General features: G+C 68.4%; 11 protein-coding genes. 5 read left to right on the plus strand and 6 right to left on the minus strand.

Annotated features, from left to right (window positions below):
• Positions 1-25 precede the first annotated feature (25 nt).
• Both D3261_RS16920 and D3261_RS16925 read left to right on the plus strand, forming a co-directional pair.
• The gene (locus D3261_RS16920) at positions 26-1,039 is read left to right on the plus strand and encodes an ATP-binding cassette domain-containing protein (protein ID WP_120074397.1); all 1,014 of its coding nucleotides are present in this window, start codon (positions 26-28) and stop codon (positions 1,037-1,039) included.
• On the plus strand, positions 1,036-1,971 hold the full coding sequence (locus D3261_RS16925) for an ABC transporter permease (RefSeq protein ID WP_120074399.1): 936 nt from the start codon (positions 1,036-1,038) through the stop codon (positions 1,969-1,971). The genes D3261_RS16920 and D3261_RS16925 overlap by 4 nt, the downstream gene beginning before the upstream one ends.
• Positions 1,972-1,979: 8 nt before the next feature.
• On the opposite strand, the gene D3261_RS16930 is transcribed toward D3261_RS16925, so the two are convergent.
• Together D3261_RS16930 and D3261_RS16935 are read right to left on the minus strand one after the other, a co-directional pair.
• Positions 1,980-2,798, minus strand: a complete 819-nt coding sequence (locus D3261_RS16930) for an MBL fold metallo-hydrolase (protein WP_120074401.1) — start codon at positions 2,796-2,798, stop codon at positions 1,980-1,982.
• Position 2,799: 1 nt separating this feature from the next.
• Complete coding sequence (locus D3261_RS16935; protein ID WP_120074402.1) at positions 2,800-4,158, minus strand: ATP-binding protein; 1,359 nt, start codon at positions 4,156-4,158, stop codon at positions 2,800-2,802.
• 123 nt (positions 4,159-4,281) lie between these two features.
• On the opposite strand from D3261_RS16935, the gene D3261_RS16940 reads away from it, so the two are divergent.
• A complete protein-coding gene (locus D3261_RS16940; protein WP_120074404.1) occupies positions 4,282-5,421 on the plus strand; it encodes a thiolase family protein in 1,140 nt (379 codons plus the stop codon).
• Positions 5,422-5,500: 79 nt separating this feature from the next.
• On the opposite strand, the gene panB is transcribed toward D3261_RS16940, so the two are convergent.
• Positions 5,501-6,307 carry a 3-methyl-2-oxobutanoate hydroxymethyltransferase gene (gene panB / locus D3261_RS16945; RefSeq protein ID WP_120074406.1) on the minus strand — a complete coding sequence of 269 codons (807 nt, stop codon included), beginning with the start codon at positions 6,305-6,307 and terminating at the stop codon, positions 5,501-5,503.
• An 88-nt stretch (positions 6,308-6,395) separates the two neighbouring features.
• Between panB and D3261_RS16950 the strand changes: the two genes are divergently transcribed.
• Complete coding sequence (locus tag D3261_RS16950) at positions 6,396-6,632, plus strand: DUF5822 domain-containing protein (protein WP_120074408.1); 237 nt, start codon at positions 6,396-6,398, stop codon at positions 6,630-6,632.
• A gap of 1 nt (position 6,633) precedes the next feature.
• Here D3261_RS16950 and D3261_RS16955 read toward each other — a convergent pair whose 3' ends face one another.
• The 3 genes from D3261_RS16955 to D3261_RS16965 are packed head-to-tail and all read right to left on the minus strand — an operon-like array spanning position 6,634 to position 8,915.
• Positions 6,634-7,209, minus strand: a complete 576-nt coding sequence (locus D3261_RS16955; protein ID WP_120074410.1) for an HAD family hydrolase — start codon at positions 7,207-7,209, stop codon at positions 6,634-6,636.
• Positions 7,206-8,354 (minus strand): acyl-CoA dehydrogenase family protein, encoded by a 1,149-nt coding sequence (locus D3261_RS16960; RefSeq protein ID WP_120074412.1) that lies wholly within the window; start codon positions 8,352-8,354, stop codon positions 7,206-7,208. The genes D3261_RS16955 and D3261_RS16960 overlap by 4 nt, the downstream gene beginning before the upstream one ends.
• A gap of 42 nt (positions 8,355-8,396) precedes the next feature.
• Positions 8,397-8,915 carry a multiprotein-bridging factor 1 family protein gene (locus D3261_RS16965; protein ID WP_120074414.1) on the minus strand — a complete coding sequence of 173 codons (519 nt, stop codon included), beginning with the start codon at positions 8,913-8,915 and terminating at the stop codon, positions 8,397-8,399.
• 76 nt (positions 8,916-8,991) lie between these two features.
• Here D3261_RS16965 and D3261_RS16970 point away from each other — a divergent pair.
• The coding region (locus tag D3261_RS16970; RefSeq protein WP_147464989.1) for a uracil-DNA glycosylase family protein at positions 8,992-9,553 on the plus strand (562 nt) is incomplete at its 3' end.

Here is a 9,553-nt window from a genome sequence, read left to right on the forward strand (position 1 = left end):
AACCACTGCCTGTCATTCGGTTCGCATGAGCGCGATCGATGCCGAGAACGTCGTCGTCACCTACGCCGACGGCACCGAGGCGGTCCGCGGGGTGGACCTCGAGGTGCCCGAGGGCGAGTTCTTCGGATTTTTGGGACCCAACGGCGCGGGCAAGACCACGACGATCAAGACCTTCACCACGCTCTTGCGCCCGACCGGCGGGACCGTAACGGTCAACGGCTTCGACGTGGCGAGCGAGGCCCAGTCGGTTCGCGAGTCGATCGGCTACATGGCTCAGCACACCAGCGTCGACGAGGAACTCACCGCGCGCGAGAACATCCGCTTCGCCTGCGAGGCCTACGGCGTGGCGCGCGCCGAGCGCGCCGACCGGATCGACGAACTCCTCGACCTCGTGGACCTGGCCGACGTCGCCGACAAGGAGGCGAGCGAGTTCTCGGGCGGGATGAAGAAACGCCTCGACGTGGCGACCGCGCTGGTTCACGAACCGCCGCTGGTCTTCCTCGACGAACCGACGACGGGACTGGACCCGAAGGCCAGGATCCGCCTCTGGGAGTACTTCCGGGAGATCAACCGCCAGGGCACCACCGTCTTCCTCACGACCCAGTATCTCGAAGAGGCCGACGAGCTCTGTGACCGGCTCTCGGTGATCCAAGACGGCAAGATCGTCGCCACCGACGCGCCCGACGCGCTCAAATCCCAGGTCGGCGGCGACGTGCTCGAAGTCACCATCGAGGACGCGACCGAGGACCAGAAAGAACGCGCCCGCGAGGTGGCCCACGAGTCCGGTCTGTTCGCCGACGGAACCATCGAGACCACCGAGGACGGCCTCTCGATCGCCGCCGAGAACGCCCGTCGGGCGGGCACCGACCTCCTGGTCGCACTCCGTGATGCCGGCTTCACCGTGACCGGCTTCGACATCCGATCCCCGACGCTCGACGACGTCTTCCTCGCCATCACCGGCGAACCCGCGGAGGATGCAGACGACGCGGACGAGGGATCCACCGAGGCCGAACCCGTCGCGTCGGGGGCTGCTCGATGACGGCGGCGGATGGCTCGGTCGAAACCGACACCGAAGCCGGGACAGGGGCCGCCGGAAGCGCCCGCCGGACCACCCACTCCAACGGCTTCCTCACGGACGTCTGGATCAACCTCAAACGCTGGATCGTCAAGACCACCCGCAACCCGTTCGTGATCTTCGGCTCGCTGGTCCAGCCGATCCTCTTCCTCGTGCTCTTCACCGCCGTCTTCGGGCAGGTCACCGGCGGCGCGCTGACCCAGGCGCTCGGCGAGGACGTGAGCTACGTCACCTACCTCGTGCCCGCGATCGTGATCCAGTCGGCGCTGGTGGCGGCCGCCGGCTCCGGGATCGGGCTGGTCGACGACATGGAGAACGGGATGTTCGAGAAGGTCCTCGTCTCACCGATCAACCGCGGTGCGATGTTCCTCGGGAAGGCGCTCTCCGAGGTCGTCCGGATCGTGATCCAGACGGTCATCATCCTCGGGCTCGGCTACCTGCTCGTCTGGCTCGACACCGGTGGGTCGCTCGGGAGCTACATCCGAACCGGCTTCCTCGGCGCGGTCGGGGTCGTCGTGGTGGCGGTGGTCTTCGCGATCTGGTTCACGGCCTTCTCGAACATCGTCGCGCTCGTGACGCGGGACCAGGAGTCGACGATCATCGGCGCGAACCTCCTCCAGTTCCCCCTCCTCTTCGTGTCGAGCGCGTTCCTCCCGGTGAGCGTCCTCCCCGGCTGGGTCAGAACCCTCGCGACGGTCAACCCGATCACCTACGGCGTCGACGCCGCGCGCGTCCTGATGCTCGGGGAGAACGTCCCCTCGGTGCTCGATATCACGGCGTTCGGTGGGGTCTGGAACGTCCTGCTCCCGTCGCTCGCCATCCTGCTCGCGCTCGACCTCGTGCTCGGCGCGATAGCGGTCAGGTCCCTGAACCGGGCGTCGAGTTCCGCGACGTAGGGTTTCGATTAGAGCTCGTAACGCTCGCCGTCGACCGCGAGCGGTTCCTCGAACGCTTCCTCCACTGGGTAGAAGTGGGCGGTGTGGACCAGTCGCGTCTCGCTCGCGTCGAGTTCGTCGGCCAGCGCGAGCGCGCCCTCGCGGGTCATGTGTTTGGTGGCGAACGTGCGGGGCACTCCCTCCCCGTCGTAGTGGTCGCCGCCGGCGGGGTGGCCCTCGCACATCGACGCGGGAACGATCGCTTCGGCCAGCAGGAGGTCGGGGTCGGCGAGGCGTGCGCGCGACTCGTCGGGGATCCCGAAGTTGGTGTCGCCGGTGATGGAGAGCTTCGCGTCCGCGGACTCGATCACGACGCCGTAACAGACGAGCGGCGGGTGTTCGACGGGGACCAGCGTCACTGAGAGGCCACAGACCTCGAACGACTCGAAGGGGGCGTGGCCGTGGACCGTGACTTGGTCGAGGTAGTCGTACCGGTCGGCCACGCCCTCGGCGACGCTCTCGCCGGTCTTCGGGTCGGTCTCGTTCGCGGCGTGGACAGGCAGGTCCGAGAGCACCCGGAAGGCGTTGCCGAGGCCGTCGACGTGGTCGAAGTGGATGTGGGTGATCAGGGCGGCGTCGGGCAGGGCGACGTCGTTCGTGAGGAACTGGTGTCTGAAGTCCGGGCTGCAGTCGATCAGGAGCGATTCGTCCGTTCGTTCGTTGCGGACGTGAACCGAGAACCGGCTCCGCTCGACGCCGCGCTCGCGGGCCGCCGTGCAGGTCTCACAGTCACAGCCCACCGTCGGGGTCCCGGTGGTGTCGCCGGTCCCGAGCAGCGTGACCTCCATCTCAGTGGTCGTGGTCGTGACTGTGATCGTGGTCGTGTCCGTCGTGGTCGTGACCGCCGCCGTCGGCGCTGATGTCGCCGCCGGCCACGAGCGCGTCGTGGTCGCCCTCGATCATGTCGAGGTCTTTCAAACTATCGCGCTCCTCGAAGTCCTGGACCGCGGCTTCGAGGTCGGCCTGGGTCAGCACGGTTCGCTCCTCGGTCAGTGCGTCGAGCACCGCCTCGCGGAGCACGAGTCTGAGATCGCTGCCGGTGAGACCCTCGGTGTCGGCGGCGAGCGCCTCGGGGTCGAAGTCCTCGATCTCCATCTCCTGGGTGATGATCCGGAGGATGTCCGAACGCATCAGCGAGTCGGGCTTCGGGAAGTTCACGATCTCGTCGAAGCGCCGCCACGCCGCCGCGTCGAGCTGGTCCGGGTGGTTGGTCGCGCCGATGAGGAGCACCTCGTCGTTGATCAGGCTGATCTCGTCGATCGACTTCAGGAGGGTGTTGACCGCGCGCTTGAGCGCGACGTGTTCGTCGGAGTTCCTAGTCTTGGCGACGAAGTCGAACTCGTCGATGAAGAGGATGCACGGCGAGAGGCGTTTGGCGACCTCGAAGGTCTTCTCGACGTTCTTGGCCGTCTCACCTAGGTACTGACTCGTCACCATCGAGAGTTTGACCTCCACGAACGGGAGATCGAGTTCGTGGGCGAGCGCCCGCGAGGTCGTGGTCTTGCCCGTTCCCGGCGGGCCGACGTAGAGGAGTTTCCCGATCTCGCGCAGGCCGATCTGGGCGAGGTAGTCGCGGTGTTCGATCGCCTTCATTATCTTCTGGATCTCGTTCTTCTGGTCCGCGGTCAGCACGAGGTCGTCGAGGGTCATCTCGACCTCCTCGGGTGCGCGGATCTCCACGAGGTCGAGCATCTCCTCGTCCTCCTCCTCGTCGAAGTACTCCTCCAGCAGGCTGTCGATCCAGACGCGGTCGGCGTGCATCGGCCGGTTCGCCTCGCGGGCGGTCTCGTAGTCGACCCCCTCGACGTCGACCGCCGCCGCGAGCGTCGGGTTCGCCAGCAGCCGGTCGGCGTCGGCGCGGTCGGCGAACCACTCGGTCGCCATCTCGTGTTCGGAGAGGGTGATCGAGCCCGCGAAGTCGTCGTGGTCGGTGAACATCAGTCCCGAGACCGCCCCCCACGGGTCGCCGACGCCGGTGGCCTCGCGGGCGTTGGTCTCGTTCGCGGTGAGCGGGCGCTCGATCCCGCCGCCGTCCCAGAGCGCGCGCCGGTAGGCCGGCGGGAGGTCGTCGGGGTCGCGGTCGCGGTCGTTGTTGTAGATGTGCGTCGTGAGGAGAAATTCGACGACGTCCAGTTCCGAACTGCTCATTCCGGGCCGTTAGCGGTTCCGAACGAATAAGACCGTCGAAGCGCGGCTCGGGTCGCGTAAACCACAATGAAAGAACGGCGAGTTTAGGTGGGATTTAACCGGATTCGGCCCCGAAACGGGGGTATGGCCGACACCACTCCGGTGGTCGTTGCGGCGTATCGAACGGCCCAGGGCAAGGAGGACGGCGTGTTCTCGGAGGTCCGGAGCGAGGACCTCTCGATCCCGTTGATCAACGAGATCCTCGCCGAGACGGGGCTCGCGGGCGACGACGTCGACGACCTGATGTGGGGTTGTGCCCAGCAGCGCGGCGAGCAGGGCAACAACGTCGCGCGGGTCATCTCGCTGCTCTCGGATCTGGGCGAGTCGGTCCCCGCGACGACGATCAACCGCTGGTGTGCCTCCTCGGCCCAGTCGATCATCTCGGCCTCGGACGCGATCCGGGCGGGCCAGCGCGACGCCGTCCTCGCGGGCGGGGTCGAGAGCATGAGCCGGGTGAAGATGGGACAGAACTCACAGAACATGCATCCGCGGCTCAACGAGAACCACAACGTGGCCGCGCTCCAGATGGGGATGACCGCCGAGGAGGTCGCCGAACGCTACGACGTCACCCGCGAGGCCCAAGACGAGTACGCGGCCCGCTCCCAGCAGCGCGCGGTCGAAGCAACCGAGGAGGGCCGCTTCGACGACGAGATCGTTCCCGTCGACAACGGCGAGGAGACGATCGACACCGACGAGGGGCTTCGGCCGGGGACCACCGCCGAGAAGCTCGCCGACCTCCCCACCGTCTTCAAATCCAAGGGCACGGTGACGCCGGGCAACGCCTCGCAGGTCTCCGACGGCGCGGCGGCGACGCTGATCACCAGCCGCGCGTTCGCCGACGACCACGGGCTCGACGTGCTGGCCGAGGTCGGGGGCAACAACGTCGCGGGCGTCGAGCCCGAGGTGATGGGTATCGGTCCCGTGCCCGCCACGCGAGGGCTGCTCGACCGCGTCGGCCGGGAGATCGACGACTACGGGCTGGTCGAACTCAACGAGGCGTTCGCCTCACAGACCCTCTACAGTCAGCGCGAACTCGGCATCGACGATGATATCTTCAACGTCAACGGCGGCGCGATCGCGATCGGCCACCCGCTCGGGGCGAGCGGCGCGCGTCTCCCGGTGACGTTGATCCATGAGATGGCAAAGCGAGACGTCGACCGCGGGATCGCGACCGAGTGCGTCGGCTTCGGGCAGGGCGCGGCGATCGAGTTCTCGCGACCGTAACCCGGCCTCCCCGCGTCACTCGGCCGTTCGACCCGTCCACGAACTGTTTTTCGCGACCGTGCGGCACACTTCGCCGGTCTCAGTAGAGGTCGTCGAGGTCGCGCTCGACGTGGCTGTGCTCCTCGGCCGGGAACGCGCCGGTCTCGACCGCCTCGACGTACGCCGACAGTGCACTGTCCATCTCGCGCTTGACGTCGCCGAACGCCTCGGCGAACGGTGGCAGCCGGTTGCTCGTCCCGAGCACGTCGTTCACCACGAGCACCTGGCCGTCGCAGTCGGGGCCCGCGCCGATGCCGATGGTTGGGATGTCGATCTCCGCGGTGACCTGTGCCGCGAGGTTCGCGGGGACGTGTTCGAGCACCAGCGCGAACGCGCCCGCGTCGGCGTGGGCGGTCGCGAGGTCGGCGATCTCCCGGGCGGCCTCCTCGGACGTTCCCTGACGGGCGTAACCCAGCTGGTTGACCTTCTGTGGGGTGAGCCCGAGGTGGGCCATCACCGGAACCCCGAGCTCGGCGAGCCGCTCGGTGAGGGCAACGGTGTGCGGGCCGCTCTCGAGTTTGACGGCGTGGGCGTTCGCCTCCTTCATCATCCGGCCCGCGTTCTCGATGCTCTCGGCCTCGCTCACCCCGAAGCTCAGGAAGGGCATATCAGCGATCACGAGCGTCTCGTCGGTCGCGCGAGCGACCGCGGCGGTTCGGGAGGCGACCTCGTCGACCGTCACGGGGATGGTCGAGTCGTAGCCGAGCGCCGCGTTGCCCATGCTGTCGCCGACCAGCACCGCGTCGACCCCCGCCGCCTCGCAGGCCGCCGCGGTCGGCGCGTCGTAGGCGGTCACCATCGTGAGCGGCGCGTCGCCCGCCCGGAACTCCCTGACTGTCGTCGGCATGGCGGATCCTCCACCGGCCGCCGGGGTAAACGTATCCAAACCGGCCCGATCGGACGGGTTTATGCGCTCGCGGCCCGATGAGCCCCCAGTGCCCGAACTCGTCGAGACCAGTGACCCCGAGGGGGTCGACTACGGCTGGGTGATGCAGACCACGTTCGTGCTCACCATCGTGGTCGGCGCACCCATCGTGGCGGCGCTCTCGGTCGGCACGCCGCTCGCCTCCTGGGAGTCACGGGTCTCGTTCGCGGTCCGAGTCGGTGCGGTGGTCTGGGTGCTCGTCGCGCTCGCGGTCTACGGCTACGCCCGCCGGATGACGAGGGAGTGATTCAGAGGGTCGTCGGCCCGTCGCCGACGTAGGAAAAGCGCGTCCCGGCGCGGTCGGCGGTCGTCTCGTCGCTCGCCGAATCCCCGACGAACAGCGTTCGCGCCGGGTCGGCGTCGAGACCCTCGATCGCCGTGAGGAGCGGTTCGGGTGCGGGTTTTCGCTCGGCCACCGAGTCCCGGCCGACGACGGTGTCGACGTGCTGGGCGAGGTCGTGAGCGTCGAGCGCGATCCGGCAGGCCGCCTCGCAGTTGAGCGAACAGACGCCCGTCGGCAGCCCATGGTCGATGCTGTCGGCGAGCGGGAGCCGGGTCGAGGCGTGTGCGCCGTCGCGCTCGGCGGCCGCGATCATCGATTCCACACCGGAGACCCCCGCCGCCTCGGCCACGTCGAGCAGGTCCCACGCGTCGCGGTCACCGGGGTCGAGGCCTTCCTCTCGCAGGACAGCCTGGATCTCGGTGTCGAGTTCGGCCCAATCGACCACGAGGCGAACCAGGGTGCCATCCAGGTCGTAGACGACCGCCTCGACGTCCGCGGGGATCTCGACGGTGCCGGGATCGGCCACGCGTTCGTCGGTCATCGGTCCAGGACCTCGCGAGCGATGACGTCCTTTTGAATCTCACTCGTCCCCTCGTAGATCGGCAGGATCTTGGCGTCGCGGTAGAGCCGCTCGACCCCACCTTCCGTGGTGTAGCCGTAGCCGCCGTGGATCTGCACCGCCTCGTTCGCGACCGACACCGCCGTCTCGCTCGCGGCGTACTTCGCCATGCTCGCCGCTTCTCGATAGTCCTCGCCCGCGTCGGCCCGCCGGGCCGCGTCCCGCACGAGGAGCCGTGCGGACTGGGTGTCGGTTCGCATCTCGGCGAGTTTGTGGCGGATGGTCTGAATATCACTAAGAGGACCGCCGAACTGCTCGCGCTCGCCGGCGTACGCGACCGATTCGTCGAGGGCGTGCTGGGCGAGTCCGACGGACTGGGCGGCGATGGCGATCCGACCCCCGGTCAGGATCGAGAGCGCCGCCGAGAGCCCGCGTCCGACCTCCGTGAGTCGGTTCTCCGCGGGGATCCTCGCGTCGTCGAACGTCAGGGTGGTGGTGTCGCTCGCCCGAAGCCCGAGTTTGTCCTCCTTCTTCCCGACGCTGAGACCGTCGGTGTCCTTCGGCACCACGAACTGCGTGATCGTACTCTCGTCGTCACGGTCGGTCTTCGCGAACAGGATCACCACGCCCGAGCGCTCGCCGTTGGTGATCCACTGCTTCTCGCCGTCGATGACGTACGCATCGACCTCGCCGTCGCTTCCCTCGACGGGTTTCGCCTGCGTCATCATCGCCGCAGGATTCGAGCCCGCGTGGGGTTCCGAGAGCGCGAACGCGCCCACGGGTCGACCCGAACTCATCTCGGGGAGCCAGCGCTCGCGCTGGGCCTCGTCCCCGAACTCCGCGAGACAGGAGGTGGCGAGACAGTGGACCGAAAGCGCGGTCGCCACCGCGAGGGTGCCGCCCGCGAGCTCCTCGTTCACCAGCGCGTAGGTCACCGAATCCGCGTCGAAGCCGCCGTACTCCTCGGGGGTCGTCAGTCCGGTGAGGTCAAGGTCGGCGAGGTCGTCCCAGACGGCCTCGGGGAACGATTCCTCCCGGTCGGCGCGCGCTGCGACCGGGCGGATCTCCTCGCGGGCGAACTCCCGGACGGTATCCCGGATCGCGCGCTGTTCGGCGGTGAGGTTCATACCCCGCCCTCGGCGGCGGGCCGGCAAAAAGCACCCGCTCGGCTACTCGTCGACGAGACGAACGTCGAACCGGGATTCGAGCGCCGCCACGACGGAGCCGCCGACGCCCGCCCGCGCCGCCCCGCCCTCCTCAACGGCCCGGACGTCGTTCGCGTCGAGGTCGAGTTCGTCGGCGAGCTCCTCAACACCGAGCCCCGCGTCCTCGCGCGCCTCGCGTGCCCGGTCGCCGTAGCCCGACACGAGGTAGGGGAGTTGGTCGGAGTCGTAGTTCGTGCCCTCCTCCTCCCAGTGCGTGGAGTCACCCATCCCCGCGTCTGCGAACCGCGCGACGTTCTGGGCCGCGCGCCGTCGGCTGTTCTGCTCGCGCTGGGCCTCGGTCTCGTGCTCGTCGTGGGCCGATTCCCGCCGCTCCGTGGTGGTCTCGCCGTGCGGGACGCAGTCCCGACAGAGTTCGAGTTCGGCCCCCGCGACGGTGGCGGTCGTGAGGTCGCCGGTCTCCTTTCCACAGAGTTCACAGGAATCCCCGCCGCCGCTCGAATCGCCGGTGGAGTACTTTGGCATGGCTCGGTTTGGGGGCCCACGATAATAATCCGTCCGCAAACCGGGCGATTAAACCGCCGCTCCACGTGTGGAGCGTGTGAGCGCCGACAGCGACGAGGGCGAGACGAATGGGCTCGACGTGACGGCCTGCGAGCGCTGTCCCGACCTCTGTGATTCTCGAAATCGGATCGTGAACGGAACGGGACCCGAAGACGCCGAAGTCGTGTTCGTCGGGGAGGGACCCGGCGAGCAGGAGGACCGCGTGGGCCGGAGCGGCAGCGTGCTCGACGACGCGCTCCGGGACGCGGGCCTCGCGCGCCGCGACGTCCGGAGCACCAACTGTGTGCGGTGTCGCCCGCCCGAGAACCGCGACCCGCACACCGAGGAACTCGACAACTGCCGGGGCTACCTCGAAACCGAGATCAGCGGGATCGACCCCGAGGTCGTCGTTACCCTTGGAAAAGTTCCCTCCCAGCACCTCCTCGGGCGCGACGTCGCGGTGACGAAGGAAGCCGGGGACATCGAGGAGGTCCGGTTCGCCGGGGCGGCCCACCGGGTGCTCGTCTGCGTCCACCCCGCGGCCACCCTCTACGATTCGAGCCAGCAGGAGACCTTTCGGCGGACCATCGCGACGGCGGCGGAGTTCGGCGGGGCGGGTG

Origin of the sequence: Halococcus sp. IIIV-5B (assembly GCF_003602035.1) — an archaeon.
Taxonomy (GTDB): domain Archaea; phylum Halobacteriota; class Halobacteria; order Halobacteriales; family Halococcaceae; genus Halococcus; species Halococcus salsus.